This window comes from Haloarcula vallismortis ATCC 29715 (assembly GCF_000337775.1).
GTDB lineage: Archaea > Halobacteriota > Halobacteria > Halobacteriales > Haloarculaceae > Haloarcula > Haloarcula vallismortis.
Genome location: NZ_AOLQ01000002.1, coordinates 20,480 through 36,657 on the forward strand (window position 1 = coordinate 20,480; position 16,178 = coordinate 36,657).

Genomic DNA, 16,178 nt, shown 5'->3' on the forward strand with positions numbered 1-16,178 from the left:
GGTGGGGATTTCTGTGGGATGTAGTTAGTCAGTCAACTGTTCGTTCGCGTCCCGATTGTCGAGTGGATGAATCGACAAATCCTGTCCGTCCAAGTTGACCTGGAGACGGTCGCGGTCGAAGGACCGCTGGTCGTTCCGGACGTCGCACCCGTACTGGTACAGACAGGACGGACAGCCATTCTCACAGTCGCAATCGAACTGGTCATCCATAAGACCGACTGCTCGCGCGAAGGCGCGGAAGTTGCCGTCGGATTGCTCGAAGAGGAGTCGTGCGACATCTGATCCACCCTCTTGTGACTCGAAGATGTCGACGTGATCTTCCCCAACGTACTCGGAGAGCTCACGGATGTTGACGCCGCCGAGGTACTGGAGAGCGACCCGGAGACCGTGCGCGAGCGTGTGGGACAGTTCGCGGTCCTCCAGTTCGATGCGCACACCCTGCGTCTCGTATTGGTACCCGAGTCTGACGAATTCAGAGTCCGCTCCTCTCCCTCCGGGGAAATGATCGGGGTCTGCACTACACCGACGTGTCTCATCGTCGTCCTCATAGATTACACCGTGGCAGTTCTCCTCGCCGCAGACTTCGAAATGTGACTCTTGTGCGTCGACCTCGCCCGATTTGTACTTCGTGCGATATCCATCTGTGTACAAGAGGACTGAGTAATCACCGTATTCGAGCGTTCCAAGTACGTCTCCTTCGTCTGTTCGTAGCTCGTACGTCTGTCTGGTATCGAACGAGAGGATCGAGGTCTCGCGTTCGGCGTAGGTGTTCTGCACTGCCTGATTGGGTTCGTTGTGCAGGTAACGCGCCTCGTCGCCCTCAGAAGTCAGTTGGAGGTTGTCGTGATATGCGTCGACAGAATCGAGAACTGCGAGTTGGCGTCGTTTCAACGGTACATCGTTCTCACAGTCACAGTCGGTCGCATCAAACTCGTGAGTCGAATGGCACGCCGGGCAGACAAGTTCATCCGCGAGGTGGTCGTCGATGTCCGCATCGGTGACGGATTCTCGTAGGTCAGAACCCGCCTTTTCGTCGAAACGAATCCGGGCGACAGTGTAGGTCTCACCATTGTCGAGGTACGCCGCACCCGGGTGGAGCTCGGACAGCGCCATCCGCATCGCCCTACCACTTGATTGGTCACCGACGTTGCGTCGGTCATACCCTTCATCGACCAGCGTTAGACCAGCCGTGGTTGCGACACTTCGCATCGAGAAATCGTACTTGCTCTCGCGGGACTCCCGGAGGAAATCGAAGTAACTCTCCTGGCCCAAGTCGGAAAGGTGCTCTTTGAGTACTTCTATGCGTTCCTGGAGCCCGCGGCGCTCACGCATGATGCGACCGCGCTCGTCCGCACTCGCACGTTGCTGGTCGCGCCGTAGCTCGCGGTCTCGTTCGGAGAGCGACATGCGTTCGCTCTCCAACGACTCCTGATACTCCTGATAGTGCGTGATGTACCGGTCGTCGAAGTTCGAGATCGCGTCCTCGACGAGGTCTCCGAACTGCTCTCCGGCGTGTCGGATTCGGCCGTCGCAGTCCTCCCGCTCACAGGTAGTTCGGTCGTCGTCGGCCGCGTACCGGCGTTCGCAGTCCTCGCAATACTGGTACTCAAGCAGCGACTCGAGGTAGTCCCTGATCTCTGACTCGTGATCGGATACCACTTCGCTCAGTACCGCAAGTTGTGAATCGTCGCTCCCCAGCGATAGCGTATCGGCGGCGAGCGACATAACGTGAGTCAACTTGCTCGCGTCCTCTCGTTCACTCTCCTCGAGTGTACTGCGCTGGTGATAGGTATCGCCACCGTCGATCGAGCGCGAACGACCGTGGCGGCTGACGTTCCACGGAATCGAGAAGTTGGACGCTACGAAGTCGAAGACAGCCCACGAAAGCGAAACCCGCAGTACCTCTTCGTTATGCTCGTTGAGAGGTACCGGCGTCGGTTCAGCCGAAATAAGGTCCTCTGGATGGTCGTAGTAGTAGTAATCGATCGGATTGCGCTGGCTCACGGAATGCACCAGCGACGAGTGAGAGCTGCGTCCGGCACGCCCCACACGCTGGAGATACGCGTTCATGTTAGGGGGCGTCCCGTACAGTAACAACGCGTCGAGCGAGCCGATGTCGACGCCGAGTTCCATCGTCGGCCCAGAGGAGAGGTGGTGCGGATAGTTCTCTTCGCGGAAGAGGAACTCGAGTTCACGGCGCTTTCGCTTCTCTGTCGTTCCAAGATACTCCTCTGAAACCAAAATACGGGTCTGTGAGTATTCTACCCGGTGAGCACGCTGTGTGAAGCGCGGATGCGACACGGAAGCGAGTTCCGACAAGGTCGCGTTAGACTGAACTGCCGATTGACTGTCGAGGCCGAATTGGTGCTCGAGTGTCGTGTAGTACCGCTCTGTTTCGGGATCGAAAGCGATGCTGTCCCCAACACCAGCAACGGTGACTTCGAGCGCAGACGGGTCGAACGAGACGTACTCGTCGGAGTGGCCGTACGTGAGAATACCCCGTTCGACGAGATCGGCAACCACCTCGGTGGCTTCTCTACTCGGTCTGGGACTTTCGAAGTTCGCCACACGGTAATCGTTCCCCTCGTTAACGAGTTCGCGGACAATTGCCCGTTCGTCACCAGAAAGGGCATCCAGCCCGGGGGCGAACCGTACGTCGAGTAGACCGACTTCCGAGAGGGGCTCGTCACGTTCCCCGAGACGCTGACTGTAAGTGTACGGTAGTGCACGCCGCGTGAGCCGGTCGTACAGTGCATCATCGTCGTCCCACCGCTTACGAGGTTGGTCCTTGAGACGCGATTTCAGATCGAATTCGACGTTCCTTGCCACTCGTGGCGGTTCCAGCGACTCGTTGAGGCTATCGATGGACTCGTCGGCGTACTCGAGGACATCGTCGAATGATACCCACGAGGACGAATCGTCGTTCACTGCGCCACGGACGAGCAGTTGGTCCAGTAGCGTCTCGGTCTCGGGCTCGGAGAAGTCCCTGCTGAGCTCCTTCATGTCGCGGTGGGAGTCAGCGAACGAGAGGAGTTTGGCAGCTTGTTGTCCCTCGTCGTCAGCGACCGCACGCATCAGGTATTGTGATGTCGTCGCCGCCAGGTTGTTCGGGCTGCGCATCAGCTCGTCGAACCGACTTCCGATTTCGTAGCGAGCGTATGAGTGTGGACACGGAACAGCCGAGCCCTGGGAACTCATCGAGTGCACTCTACCGTGTTCGTCGAGCGTTTTGTAGGCCTGATGAGAGCCCGTTCTCTCGTGGATGTCGGGATCGTCACAACCACATCCTTCTTCCCCGACGAACGCGGTGTCACACGACCGGCAGTGCTGGTCGTACTGGATCTCGAATAACCCTCGCTTCACGAACGACGACGACCCACACTGACACTGGTCGGGGGTATCTCGGAAGTGAATCCGATCACAGTTGTCGTTCGTACAGACCCACGGTAGGTGCCGAGTCGTTTCGAGTGGGGAATTACACTCTCGGCAAAGCTCTGGGGCATCTTCAGGACGTTCGTACGTAGCGCCGCATTCAGTGCAATCGAATCGTCCTTCGACGCTAGCGACTTCGAACACAGAGCCTTCACATTGCTCACAGGTGAGTTCGACTCTTTGGGTGCTGCCACACTGTGGATTGATGCAGGTCGCCGTCTCGGGGTCCGTCCGGACAGTACGGGATCCGCAGTCGGAGCACTGGTCGATGGTGGTCCGTTCTGCCCGATGGGTACACTCCTGGCACTCCAAGAATGGCTGGAACGTGGCACGAACCATCTGCACGGGGTCGTCTCGAGCGCCCTCACATCGAGTACAGACGTGGTCCTCGTCCTGCCCGACTGATCCGTGTTCGGTGGGCGTGTACGGTTCCAACTGATCGCACTCGGGACAGTACCAGGCAACGAGATGTTCGTCGCTACAGTGTCGACAGTATGTGGAACGAGTGACGAACTCGAATCCGCATTCCCGACAGGTATCCTGTGGCGAGCGATAGACGGCTTCGCACGCTGCACACGCGTAGAACCCGTCGATCGGCCAGGAGAACATGTGACTGCGGTTTTCCAAGATTCCGGAGAACTCCCCGAGTGTGCGGACGTTCTCCACCAGCGTATCGACACCTGTCTCATCGAGGTCGAAGGTCTCGGCCAACTGGTCGTGCAGTTCCGAGCGTGTCAGCGGATCGTCGTAGAGCAGTTGGTGGACATACTGTACAACTTGCACGCCGTGATTATCGTGAGCGCCGGTCAAATGGTCGAATAAGGCACCGGCGACCAGTGTCTCCCGACGGTCCCGGTCGTAGCTCGATGCCTCCTCGAGCGTGTAATCGAACGTGTCCAGCCCCGGAACAGCGTCGTCCGGTGTTCCCGTCGCACGCAGAATGCGGTCGACGGACAGACTGTGCGACGTAAGCTCTTCCGGGACGGCCGATGGCACCGTCACGTCGAGCTCACGCGGCGACTCACTCACCTGTGTGACGTCCACGGCGCCGCTGACTTTCTGGAAGAGTTCGACGTCATTCTCGACGGTCGCGCTGCTCGCGATGAGTTGCAAGTCGTCGACATCTCGGTTCTCTCGCAGCGCCTGTACGCGCTTCATCAACGTCGACGTGTAACTTCCGAACAGCCCGTCGTACGTATGAACTTCATCGAAAACGAGGAACTCGGGTTCGTAAATGAACCGCTGGTGCTCGTCCTCTGCGTTGGTATTGATGAGCCGGTAGTTGATAGTGTCGGGATTCGTAAGGAGGATGTCGACGCCGTTTTCCAGGATGTCGTACCGAGTCAGTCGGAGGAAGTCCAGCGGTACGTCGTTCGGTTCGTCGTCTTCACACTGAGCTTTCTCCGGGATGAGCTTGAACCGGGCACCGGTGTTTCTGACGCGGACACCACCACCGCAGTCCTGACACTTGTCGAGTTCGGGGTTGTACCCGGGACACTCGAAGTGCTTGAACGTGGAGTTGAGGTACCCCTCTGCACCGGACTCGCTCACGTCGCGGGGCGTGTCACCGTCGTAGATACCGACTGAGATGCGTTGTGACGACTTCAGCTGCTTGTTGATGCGGTAGAGATACTGGAGGAGACGTTTCAACTGGTCTTGGGCAAGCGCCTTAGTCGGGTAGATGAGCGTTGCCTTGACGCTCGTGTCGTCTCCCTCATCCTCTTCGCGGCGTTTTACTTCCAGGATCCGGTTGAGAATCGGAATCAGCCAGGCCTCAGTCTTCCCCCGCCCCGTCGCGGCGGTAATCACCGTGTCGTCACCGTCGAGTATCGACTCGATACTCCGCTCCTGAAAGTCGTAGAGCCTCTCAAAGCCGATCTCCGAGAACGCCTGTCTGATATGGGGTTCGAGGCGTGCCGACCTGGCGAAGGTATCCCACGAGCGGTCACTCCAGTTCGGGATGTCGAGCGCTTGCAGGAACGGCCCACGCATCCCTGTGACGTCGCTCTCACCGTGGGCTAATCGATGCGCTACGCTGCGAGCGGCACGTCCCCCGCGACCGATGAAGTAGTCGCGGTAGGCCCCTTGCATCTGTTCCGCGCGGGCAGCGGGGTCCTTCATTGTCAGAGACTGAGTTCTACGGCCGACTCAAGTTCGTCGACGCGCTTCATCTCCTCAAGGGTCTCTATGGAGACATCGGCCAGCGTGAGCTGCTGGGACTTGCTGAGTGTCTTCACGTCCTCGATGGTCGAATCCGACAGGCCGTGTTTCTCTTTGAAGTCGTCGAAGCTCTGGAGCGATTGGTGTTTCTCCCAACTATCCGTAGCGTTCTCCCACTCGGATACGAACTTGGAGGCGCTCCCGCTGGAATCCATCAGATCCCGGGTGAGGAGGCGGTGCATGTGATTGAGCGTACGCGAGAAGTCCGAATTCTGGCCGCCGAGGATTTTTTGAAGTTCTTCAGCGGCGCTGACTCGCGTACTCCAAGTGTCTCGCTTACTCTTCAGTTTACTCTGAATAGTCTCACTGACGTTTTCGACCTGCTCCTTTGCGGAGCGAATCTGACTGAGATGAGTCTCGACCTCGGACGTGAGTTCGACTTTCGGTTCAGTCTCATCCTCGTCGAGAGAGATCTCGTCGTTCGACATCTCACTGCTCTTGACGTTGCCCAGCAGATCGTCCTGAGTAACGTCGGCCACGTTCTCGGCCGTCTGAACGGCACTACCGAGCATCGTTGGTGCTGAACCATCGAACGCATCCTCGAGAACCGTCTTGTAGTACCGTAGGTCTCGAAGCGCTTCTTCGAGGTTGTCGAGTTCACTGTTGATCTCGCTGATATTATGGCGAGCAATCGACACGTGATACTGGGTGTTCTGTGCTTGCTTGTGCTTTCGAGCCTTGTCCTCGAGTGCGTCGACAGCGGTGGGTAGTGATTGTGTTCCGGACATCTCACAGGTCCTCCGTCACGGAGAGAATTTTCTGGCGCTTCTGCTCGTAGTCGCTGTACTCGCTGAGCTGTTTGATACGGTGTTCAAGATCCGCACCGGTCGCATGGTCTTTTTCCTGGAGGTCCTCGATGAGCGAGTCGAACGCCTCGTAAATGTCCCAAGCGTCCTGTTCGTGCTGACTACGGGCGAAGTCATGGAGTCGGGCAATGAGCGTCATGCCCGTTGTGTCCTCCATGTTCTGGAATTGCTCGACGTCGTCGATGAACGCCGATAGCTTCACTTCCTCAGGCGATTCTGTTAGCGTCTCGTAGGCGTTTTCGTAACTCGGTTTAATCGGTACGTCCACCGCTCCAGCGCATTCATACAGGGTCTCGAACCACTCGGCCAGGTCGTCGACGGTATGGCTGCTATCGTACCAGCGCTCCACCGGTTCGAGTGCCTCCTGAATGTGGGATGCGTCCTCCTCGACGGTGAGGCGATCGAGTTCGGCAGCGTAGTCGGAAATCCGGTCGAGCAGGCTCGACAGCTTCGTGTTCGCCTTGTTGCGTGTCGTGCCGACCTTGTACGCGTCCGCGAGGTCAGCAGTGTCGATCATGAGCGCTGCGTCGACATGCGCTTGCGGGTCATTCGAAATTTCACGCCGTGCTTCAGAAAGACGCTCGTAGTCCACGACGTTCTTTTTGAGGAGGAAAAGCCCCTCGATCAGGTCACTGATGTCGCTGGACGACATTGTCAGGTCGCTGAACGCCTGTCCAAACGCACTATCTCTATCAAAGTGCTCGGAAACTGGTTTCCCGTACGGCTGATTACTGTTGTACTCCTCAAAAACGAGTTCAGGTGGAATCCCCCCGTCTTCGAACTCGACGCCACGTGCCGAGTTGATCAGGAAGCACTGGGCAAGCACCAGCGTCTTCTCGATGTCGAGTTCCGACGGAAGACAGTTCTCGATCTCCTCGCGCATCTCGTATTTGAACTGAGCGACGTTCGTATCAGCCCACGCGCGAAGCTGGTCGAAATTTGCCGTCTGAGGATCATATACCTCATAGAGACCAAATTTAAGGATGGTAGTGTAGAGGTCAGCATTATCAGAGCCCCACTCAAGTTCGATGTCAATACTCGCCTGCCGCTGCTGATCTCCTTGAATTGAAACTGGGATGCTGTCCCCCCGAGCGAAGTAGATACCCCCTACGGAACGAGTTGAAGCATTTGGATTGCTGAGACGTGTGGGTTCGTGCCAACGTTCGAGTGTGGCAACAGCTCCGTCATGGAGTGTATCAGAGCTTGGGTATGATTCGCCACTGGTTACCCAATCTTGGAATTCTTGAATTTTTCGCTGTCGCTCTCGTTGTTCATCGGTCAACTCATCCTGCTTTTTATCCTCTTCAGAGTCCTGCTCATCATCGTCTGATTTTCCTTCTTCAGATACGTCTTCATCCTCGTTTTTATCATCTTCTTCCGGTTTTTCATCGACTTGGTGATCTGGTACAGGAGGTTTCTCCCGTGGGTTGAGACCACTCCATTGACCCTTCTCAAATATTGCGTACTCATTCTTAACAGAGATATTGTCTGATTCTGAGAAGGGAATGCCGAACGTGTCAAGAACCTCTGTTTTAACACCGATACCGTTGTCTAGTTCTACTCCATACCAACGACTAATATCACGATATATTTGATCATAGGTCGCGTCAATCTCCAACATCGGAGTATCGACGAACGAGTTCGATTTCATCGCCTCATAAGGCGGCCAACTCGACTTCAGGCAGTGTTTGACTACCCGCAAGAGTAACAACCTCGGTGTCTTTCGGCTACTCCCCTCGTCGTTCAGTTGTCTGAATGCGACATGGATGAACCGCTCGTTGAACGGATAGAGGTTGTCAAACGCTTCTTCGACCTCTTCGGGTGCACTTTCAATGTCGGAATTTCGCTTGATTGCGTCAAGATACGACCGGGCGAGGGCAACCGACGCGTCATCGTCAAGGAAGAACGCCTCGCCCTTTTCATCGGTCAACGTGAGTTTCCCCTCTGAACGCCCCTCCATGTACTCAGCGGCGTTTTGTCGGGCCAATGCATCATTGATGTTATCCTGCTCCCAACCAATCGTCCAACCGAGAACAATATCGTAGCTACTGCTACTGAGTTCGAAGATATGGTCCAAGAGTTGTTCTTTCAGGACACTAAATGTTGTTAGGTCCTCGCAGATTAGGGTTGGACGGACATCTTTGTCTTGGTAAAGTTCAGAATATTCCTGAAGTTGCTCCTTGAAATCGCCTACTAAGTTCTTAGAAAGGTATTCATGGGCTTGCTTCTTCAACGCGGGGAAGATAATCTCTTTATTATCTCGCAACTTCTTTCCGGAGCTAAGAGAGAGATGAAGTTCTCTATAGTCACTTCTAGTGATAAGATTGAACTCGGGATTCTCATCACGGGAGGATAGGGCCTCTTGATAGTCGCTGATGTTCTCTGCGAAGATGTCCCGGAGATCAGTACCGTCATCGCGCTCTGCCGTGAGCTCCTCCAATTCCTCATCTGAAAGGAGTTCGGTTGACCAGTACCCACGGAGAAGACCGACAATTGGGTTCGCCAAGTCGTAGGGGTCGCTTCCCTCTATGTTCCTAACATCAGGATCAACATCAAGTGGTTCGGTGAGTACATCGAGAATCTGGTCCATCTGGGTTTGGCTTCGGGAAACATGAAGCGCCACACGGTCTTCCATTCCCTCATCGCCCTCACCGTAGCCGTTGATCTGGTACTTAACCCACTCACAGAGCTGTGACTTGCCTGATCCCGGTTCGCCTCGTAGGATGAAGATGCGGTTCGGGTCCTCAAGATGGGACGCTGTAATAGCGTTGAGCACGTCCTCCTGAGTAACAAATTCGTCCGAAATTCCGAGTGGCGTCAAGAAATCCGCTTGGATTCTGTCGATGTCGACGTGTGTCTCTCTGAACTGTTCTGGCGTCTTCTTTTTCGTGTGCGCCTCTGACGTGATGAAGTGATCGACTTGCTGGTCATCCCAGTAACTGGGCATCTCGTTGCCCGTCGTGGACTTCGAAGTCTGTTGGCTCATTAGTGGGTGAGGAGTTGGTCGAGGGGGTACTGGTAAGCCGTCTCGTTCGGTTTGGAGTGAACCGATACGTACGTCACGTCCTGCCGATTGCCGCGGCTGTCGTCGTTGAGGTTTTCGGGTGGAAGCTTCACTTCGTTCTGTGAATCTCCCGGTGCTGAGAGGTCGACGACGCCATCTTCGGCCATGTTCCGAAGTACGTCGGCGATAGCGGGGTGGATCTTAGGGGTTCCCGTCCTAGCTTCGTAGATGGTGAACAGGTTGTCGTTAATCCAGTTGAGCATCTGCTGAGCCTCGCCGTCGTCGACAGTGAGGTCGTCGTAGTCAGGGTCCTCAGTCGAGGTGGTCGGAGCGAGCGCAAGGGCGTCGTACATCAACGCACGGCAGGGGCTCAAAACGAGGCCGTCTTCGGTCTCGGTGATGAGGCCCAGCTGCTCAGTCAGCGTCACCCACATATCGATTTTTTCGTCCGTCCAAGAGAAGTCGTAGTCAGTCTCCCGCTTCAGGATCGTCCGAATGTTGTCCCGGCCAGCTTCTACTGTCCTACTTCCCTCACTCAAGAGCGCTCGGTGGATATCTGCGAAATGACTCTGACGACTGCCCTGCTGGTTGCAGTGATACAGCAAGCGCGGCTCGAAAGGCAATCCATCGAAGTGGCGATCGTTGATTCGTTCAACTGTGTCGAGCACATCCCCTGTCGGACTCTCCACGAGGTCGACAGCGTTCAGGAAGCGCAGCGAGTCTTCGACGTGGTTCGTTTTGAGCCCGCTGCCGGACGGGCGACTGAACTTACTCGCGACTTCTGAGGCGCTCGTCGTTCCCTGAAGTGAAGCCCAGATGTGCTTGAGTTCCGGTGCTCGCACCGAGATAAACCCGGTGAGTAATTTTTTCGGCTTGTGACTCGCCGGTGTGTACGTCGTGCTCATGTGTCCTTTTGATGACGGTAGCGGTAGTTATCGAGCCGGTCCTCCTCGAAATCCACCCGCTCGATCATGTCGAGCATGCTGTTGGCGACCTTCTGAGTCGGCCCGCGCTCGGTCCAAGACCGAAGTGCTTCGCGAATACGTTCCGAGTAATCCTCAAGGACTTGGTCAACGTCCTCGCGGATGAGGTAGTAGAGGGGATCCCATGCAGGACTGTCTGCGGGAATGCGCGTGTAATCGAACAGGTCTGGGATGGAACCAGCCTCAATACCGGCGCGCTTGTGGTGCGCTGACACTTGGTGGAAGTACAGGTTCTGTGTCGTTGACAAGGGGAGAGCGGAGTCAAGGTTGTATTGGAGGTACCGTTTCAGCAGCCCCTTGTAATCCGCGACCGAGCACTCGAATTCGTCGATGAACGACTTACCGGGTTTCTTCGTGAGTCGTGGCATCTTCGGGGTGCTCGTATCGGTGACCAGTACGTACGTCGTATCGGTTGGCCGCGCTCGAAGTAGCCGCCGAACGACATCCTGCTCATCGAAGGTACTGTCCTCATCCTGGAGTTCACCAGTCAGCATTTCCTGACTGACGTAGTGAACCAGCGGGAATTCGACATCATCGACACCGTTCTCTCGTAGCGTTTCGTTCGCTACGAGGTCATATTCAACGAGTCGTAGTCCGTTGTCGTAGATGCCGGGATGGGCGATGTTCCGGAGGCCAAACTGCGCGAGGAACGGCAGTGACCTGAGTTGTGCGCGGGCCTGGGAACCAGTCTTTGCGAGTTGTGGGTCTCGGATGACGAGAAATGAATCTCGTGTTCCGATGAAGTCCGCTAGTGCTGGCGTCTCTGAGTCGGGTGGGTCCATCATTCACCTGGGGTGCTTGGGTTTTTTGCGGCGTCTGTGTGGGATGGGGTGACGCCTTTCCTTCGCATCAATTACCCATAGCCGTAGCTACGGGATACAGGCCCGTCCGGCCTGCTCGTGATATTTGCTTCCGTGAACCAGTCATGCCCCCGATACCATAAATATGTCGGATAGATTATAATTATAGAGATGTCTCTCCTTGTGCCGGTGGTAACCATAAACCGGCACATAGTGTGCGAACGACCACCAGTTGCTAGCCCGACATCAAATAATTATCGTCGATGAAACAGTTCTCCATCGATTGCATTAATCTGGGACAGTGAAGAGGTCCGTCCGAGGAACTGCTGAGTGAGACGCATTTTGGACTCCGTTTTCAACCTAATCTGATGACTACTGTTGCACTATTTCAGAACAGTAACAGGGTCTCGGCAGAATATTACATATATGAGAACGTACCTCGCGCCGCTAGGATTCGACAGTCGACGTGTCGTTCGACCGGTATTAAGCGAAGGTTTAGACGAGTCGGATCGGGTTGTACTCCTCCAACCCGCGAAAAGTTCCGATCAAAGCGAGGACGCATTCGAAGAAGTGGCAGATGTGTTGACACAGGTGGTCTCAGACCTCAAGTTGGAGTCGGAGCAACTTCCATATACAGATTTTGTAGAAACGACGCTTCTCTGTACAGACCTTATACAAGCGGCGGAAGGTGAAACGATAGTCGTCCTCGGTGGTGGTGCGCGAGAGATCCTACTTCCACTAACGGTTGCCACGTTCTCCAACGAGAACTATATTGATACCATACTCCAAGTCGGTGATATTGACAGTAGTGTGCGTCGGATCCCTCAATTGAACCTTCGGGGGAATATCTCCAATGCTGAGACAACGCTACTCGCGGATCTAACAGCCCTAGATACACCGTTGTCTATCAGTGAAATTGCTACCGAGCTCGAGAAGTCCAAAAGTACTGTTGCTCGCCACGTTGACAGTCTAGAATCGGAAGGATTCGTCCAAACAACTAAAGAAGGTCGAACGAAGACTGTAGAACAGACAGATAGCGGACGGATTTTTCTGAGTGGTGTTGAATTTAATAATCATATACACCGGGGGTAGCACTACACCCGATCTACGCTCCTCTTAGACATCCTGACCAGGGGACGACAGAGTGCCGTTTTTAACCTTCGACGAACAGGCGGTGCAAAGCTGGTGTGTTCCCGGAAGTAGTGGACTCTGAGAACAGAAATCAAATGACTCCGCTCGGTTGAACCGGGCCTTGAAAGCCATAATTGCGCCTTTCCGGAAACAACCCGGTCAGGCTTTTGTAACCTGACCCGAAATCAGTCTGTCAGAGACAGATGATTCGCGATGCTCGCGTACTCCGGGCCGGGTTCGTCCCTCAGGAAGTTGAGCATCGCGACGCCGAGGTCAACCACCTCTCCAGCGTCCTCGAACCCATCACGAACGGAGAACCAGCCGATACAGCCATCGTCACCGGACCCAGCGGGACAGGGAAGACGTGTATTTCGAAATTCGTCACGGAACGACTTCGAGAAGAGGTCCTCGACGTCGAGGCCACCTACGTCAACTGCTGGCGCAACTACACCCGATTCCGGACGCTCTACCAGATCCTCGACGACCTCGGCGCCACCATCGACATCCACCGGCAGTCGACACCGCACGACGAACTCGTCGACCGCCTCCAGCAACACGACGGCCCGCGAACGGTCATCATCCTCGACGAGGTCGACCAACTCGAAGACCCCAGCGTCATCTACGACCTCCACAGCCTCCCGCAGTTCGCGATCATCTGCATCGCAAACAAAGAAGAGGAGCTGTTCAGCCGCGTCGACGACCGACTCGTGAGTCGGCTCCGTTCGAGCGAACATGTCCGGATGGGCAAGTACCACGACGAGCAGCTGTACGACATCCTGAGTGCGCGGGCAAAGTGGGGACTCGAGGAAGACGTCATCACCGACAACCAACTCTACCGCATCGCCGACGCGGCCGCCGGCGACGCACGCCTCGCAATCGGCATCCTCCGAACGGCCGCCGGCAAGGCAGATCGCGAGAACCACGAACGCATCACCGACGACATCCTCCTGGACGCCGCCGAGGATGCTCGAGCCCAAATCAAGCAGAAGAGCCTCGACTCGCTCACGCCGCACCAGCGCGTCGTCTACGACATCGTTCGTGAGCACGGCCCACTCGGACCGAGCGAGATCCACGAGCGCTATTCCGAGGACGTCGATGATCCACGGACCAAACGGACTGTTCGGACGTACCTCTCGAAGATGGAGCAGTACAACCTCCTCGAGGCGGAAGGGACGAGTCGGGATCGAGAGTACTCGCTCGTCGATTCAGCAGCTGCGTCGCCGATGCAGTAACCGTTACGCCGTCAACTATCCCGAACTGAACTCGCCGAGGCCCGATTGCTCGTGGTCCAGCGGCTCGATGACCTGGGGATCGTCGTTGCCGGGGTTGTTGACCCGCGTCGAGATTTCGTAGACGTCCAGATCGTCCTTCGGATACGGCTGGCACAGTTCCTTGCGGGTGGCCGGATCTGCGGCGAGCCAGTCAGATTCCGCGTCCTGCGGGAGGACGACCGGCATCCGGTCGTGGATTGAGTTCATCAAGTCGTTCGGCTCCGTCGTGAGAATCGTGACGCACGAGATCGTCTCGTCGTCGCCCTCCCAGACATCCCAGAGCCCAGCCATCGCGAATGCGGGGTCGTCCTCCCGGTGAATCCGGTAGGGGTGTTTCGACCCGCCGTTCGGCGATTTCCACTCGTAGAACCCTGACGAGGGGACAAGGCAGGGACGTGATTCCCACGCCCGCTCGAAGACGCGTTTCTCGTCGGCCGTCTCGGAACGAGCGTTGATGATGCCCTCCTCGGGCTCATCCGTCCAGAACGGAATCAGCCCCCAGTGGTAGGCGTCGATCTCGTCGGAAGCCTCGTTCGTGATGATGTAGAGGTCCTCACCAGGCGCGATATTGTATCGTGGTGTATACCCGCCGTCAGCGACGACTACCGCATCAAAGCGGGCCTCAAGGTCGGTCTGATTGATGAAGAGCGAGTTTCGGCCACACATACCGAGGAGTTCGGAGGGAAGCATCTTCAACGTGGTCGCGTGGAGCCTTGTCAGCGCCGATGTTCTTAACCAACAAACGGCCCAGAAAATCCGGTGTGTTGGTTAACTGAGCAGCAGCGCCTAATTCTGGAATCGTTCTCGGAAATAGTCAATCGTCCGCAGAAACACGACGACCGAGGGCGGGCTACCATCTATCTCGTGGCTTTCCTGGAACGCGGAAGCGCCACGCCGCGGCTTATCGGGAACGTAGACAACTAGTACACTCGCCCAGATCGCGCCCATTGACATCCTCCCATCCTTAGTGGAATGGGATTCCTCCGGTGGGGATATTGGCTATGCCGCACCCACGGAGGCAAGTTTCCCCGTGCGGGTACTCCGGTTTGTGCGCTCCTCGTTGGGACTGGCCCTCTCGGGAGAGCGTGATAACTCCGACCAGATATGGTCGTCCCACTTGAGGCGCACAGGCCGTGCCATCGACCCGACGTCCAGATTTACGCCAGCCTGTCGTTCGAGGAATGTCCGTGACGCGTCGAGGTCGGCGTGCCCCTCGTAGCCACACGAACAGCGGAACACGTCGCCGTCCCGCTCCGTCTTCTCTCGTTCGCCACACACTGGACACTCCGCCGTCGTGTATGCTTCTGAGCGGACTTCGACCGTGATACCGTACTCCTCGGCGGTCGTGGCGAGACGATCGATGAACGAGCGATACGCCCAGAACTGGTGGGTTTTCTCGTTCACTTTCGCGCTCCAGTAGTCCACCAGCACGTCCGTAAGGTCGCCGACGTACACCGTATCGACACCTTCGTCGTATAGTCGCTCGATCAAATTCCGCACGAGAGCGTCTTGGGCGTGGTCGCGGCGGCGCGTTCGCTTGCGGTACAGGGATCGAATCCGCTGACTGCTGTTTCGGCCCTCTTGGAGTTTCGATTGGAGCCTCGCGATTTCTTCGGTGGTTTCACCGAAGCGGGCGAACAGGTCGCGTCCCTCGTAGAGATACTGCTGGCCGGTGGTGGTGGTACAAGCGACGAGGTTGTTCGCGCCTACATCCAGAGCAGCCGATTCGTCGGCTAGTGGTGAATCCTGTCGAGAATCCGGGACAGTGACAGGCTGAATGGCTCTGAACGTGTCGTCGATCTCGTCGAAGTACAGTTCCAATCGCCCCTGTTCGCCGTCCCACTTGGGAGCGCCGCAGATTTCGAGCCGCAGGCGGTCGTAGTAGCCAAGTCCGTACTCATCTTTCAGGTCTTGGCCGACCGGGATTTCCAGGCGACTCCGTTCACCAGTTTCGATGGTGTAGGAGTCATTACGGATGTACGTCCGCAACTCTCTACCGGCCTCCTCGTTGCCCCAGTAACCGGGAGGGGCTGTGTCCTCACCATCTTCGCAGGCGGCGAAGAACGACCGCCACGCCTCGCTGTTCTTACGAATGACTTGTTGGGCAGTAGCGGACCCGAGGACACCGACGTATTGTTTGCGGTAGTCGGCAGTATCCCATACGGAGTCGCCGTCGAAGAAGTTCTGGCGGCGCTCGTAGTTCAGTTCGTTCCACAGGCTGGCGGAGGCGTCCAACAGCTCGCGGAGCAGCTGCTCATCCTGCTCGGAGAGCGGTCGCACCGCGAACGTATTGGTTCGCCTCACGACAACAGACATTTGTGCCTGATTGTCTAAATGTCTTTTGGACACAAACGATGCGACCGAACATCGACATCTCGCACACACTGAATGGGCGGGTGAAAGACTACGCCGAACAAGAGGACAAGGACCTCGAAGAAGCCTATCAAGAGATTATCGAAGCCGGTCTAGAGGCGGTGGAACATCCAGACAAGCCGTAGCACCTGGATTGTCGGTCCGTGCTGTCGCTCAGA

Annotated in this window: 11 protein-coding genes; 4 read left to right on the forward strand and 7 right to left on the reverse strand. The window is 56.4% G+C overall.

Annotated features, from left to right (window positions below; genetic code table 11):
• Nucleotides 1-24: 24 nt before the first annotated feature.
• The 4 genes from C437_RS00085 to C437_RS20860 are packed head-to-tail and all read right to left on the reverse strand — an operon-like array spanning nucleotide 25 to nucleotide 10,001.
• Nucleotides 25-5,553 (reverse strand): DEAD/DEAH box helicase, encoded by a 5,529-nt coding sequence (locus tag C437_RS00085; RefSeq protein ID WP_049919532.1) that lies wholly within the window; start codon nucleotides 5,551-5,553, stop codon nucleotides 25-27.
• Nucleotides 5,554-5,555: 2 nt separating this feature from the next.
• Complete coding sequence (locus C437_RS00090; RefSeq protein WP_004514834.1) at nucleotides 5,556-6,380, reverse strand: hypothetical protein; 825 nt, start codon at nucleotides 6,378-6,380, stop codon at nucleotides 5,556-5,558.
• Nucleotide 6,381: 1 nt separating this feature from the next.
• On the reverse strand, nucleotides 6,382-9,444 hold the full coding sequence (locus tag C437_RS00095) for a hypothetical protein (RefSeq protein WP_004514835.1): 3,063 nt from the start codon (nucleotides 9,442-9,444) through the stop codon (nucleotides 6,382-6,384).
• A complete protein-coding gene (locus C437_RS20860) occupies nucleotides 9,444-10,001 on the reverse strand; it encodes a hypothetical protein (protein WP_241431615.1) in 558 nt (185 codons plus the stop codon). The genes C437_RS00095 and C437_RS20860 overlap by 1 nt, the downstream gene beginning before the upstream one ends.
• 24 nt (nucleotides 10,002-10,025) lie before the next feature.
• Between C437_RS20860 and C437_RS20865 the strand changes: the two genes are divergently transcribed.
• Complete coding sequence (locus C437_RS20865) at nucleotides 10,026-10,247, forward strand: hypothetical protein (RefSeq protein WP_241431616.1); 222 nt, start codon at nucleotides 10,026-10,028, stop codon at nucleotides 10,245-10,247.
• A 116-nt stretch (nucleotides 10,248-10,363) separates the two neighbouring features.
• Here the strand turns inward: C437_RS20865 and C437_RS00105 are convergent, their stop codons facing one another.
• Entirely contained in the window at nucleotides 10,364-11,230 is an 867-nt protein-coding gene (locus C437_RS00105; protein ID WP_004514837.1) for a hypothetical protein, read from the reverse strand.
• Nucleotides 11,231-11,671: 441 nt separating this feature from the next.
• On the opposite strand from C437_RS00105, the gene csa3 reads away from it, so the two are divergent.
• Together csa3 and C437_RS00115 are read left to right on the forward strand one after the other, a co-directional pair.
• Nucleotides 11,672-12,337 (forward strand): CRISPR-associated CARF protein Csa3, encoded by a 666-nt coding sequence (csa3, locus tag C437_RS00110; protein WP_004514838.1) that lies wholly within the window; start codon nucleotides 11,672-11,674, stop codon nucleotides 12,335-12,337.
• 242 nt (nucleotides 12,338-12,579) lie between these two features.
• Nucleotides 12,580-13,608: a Cdc6/Cdc18 family protein gene (locus tag C437_RS00115; RefSeq protein ID WP_004514839.1), complete on the forward strand. Its 1,029-nt coding sequence runs from the start codon at nucleotides 12,580-12,582 to the stop codon at nucleotides 13,606-13,608.
• A 15-nt stretch (nucleotides 13,609-13,623) separates the two neighbouring features.
• Here C437_RS00115 and C437_RS00120 read toward each other — a convergent pair whose 3' ends face one another.
• Nucleotides 13,624-14,313, reverse strand: coding sequence for an SOS response-associated peptidase (locus C437_RS00120; RefSeq protein ID WP_004514840.1), 690 nt, complete (start codon nucleotides 14,311-14,313; stop codon nucleotides 13,624-13,626).
• A gap of 333 nt (nucleotides 14,314-14,646) precedes the next feature.
• On the reverse strand, nucleotides 14,647-15,963 hold the full coding sequence (locus tag C437_RS00125) for an RNA-guided endonuclease InsQ/TnpB family protein (protein ID WP_170832147.1): 1,317 nt from the start codon (nucleotides 15,961-15,963) through the stop codon (nucleotides 14,647-14,649).
• A gap of 38 nt (nucleotides 15,964-16,001) precedes the next feature.
• On the opposite strand from C437_RS00125, the gene C437_RS20280 reads away from it, so the two are divergent.
• On the forward strand, nucleotides 16,002-16,145 hold the full coding sequence (locus C437_RS20280; protein WP_004514842.1) for a hypothetical protein: 144 nt from the start codon (nucleotides 16,002-16,004) through the stop codon (nucleotides 16,143-16,145).
• Nucleotides 16,146-16,178 lie beyond the last annotated feature (33 nt).

What these genes read in the sequence shown, in the direction of transcription:
- C437_RS00115 (WP_004514839.1), top strand. Translation starts at nt 12,580, where the DNA reads ATGATTCGCGATGCTCGCGTACTCCGGGCCGGGTTCGTCCCTCAGGAA.
- C437_RS00090 (WP_004514834.1), bottom strand. Translation starts at nt 6,380, where the DNA reads ATGTCCGGAACACAATCACTACCCACCGCTGTCGACGCACTCGAGGAC.
- C437_RS00085 (WP_049919532.1), bottom strand. Translation starts at nt 5,553, where the DNA reads ATGAAGGACCCCGCTGCCCGCGCGGAACAGATGCAAGGGGCCTACCGC.
- csa3 (WP_004514838.1), top strand. Translation starts at nt 11,672, where the DNA reads ATGAGAACGTACCTCGCGCCGCTAGGATTCGACAGTCGACGTGTCGTT.
- C437_RS20865 (WP_241431616.1), top strand. Translation starts at nt 10,026, where the DNA reads ATGACTCTGACGACTGCCCTGCTGGTTGCAGTGATACAGCAAGCGCGG.
- C437_RS00125 (WP_170832147.1), bottom strand. Translation starts at nt 15,963, where the DNA reads ATGTCTGTTGTCGTGAGGCGAACCAATACGTTCGCGGTGCGACCGCTC.
- C437_RS20280 (WP_004514842.1), top strand. Translation starts at nt 16,002, where the DNA reads ATGCGACCGAACATCGACATCTCGCACACACTGAATGGGCGGGTGAAA.
- C437_RS00120 (WP_004514840.1), bottom strand. Translation starts at nt 14,313, where the DNA reads ATGTGTGGCCGAAACTCGCTCTTCATCAATCAGACCGACCTTGAGGCC.
- C437_RS00105 (WP_004514837.1), bottom strand. Translation starts at nt 11,230, where the DNA reads ATGATGGACCCACCCGACTCAGAGACGCCAGCACTAGCGGACTTCATC.
- C437_RS00095 (WP_004514835.1), bottom strand. Translation starts at nt 9,444, where the DNA reads ATGAGCCAACAGACTTCGAAGTCCACGACGGGCAACGAGATGCCCAGT.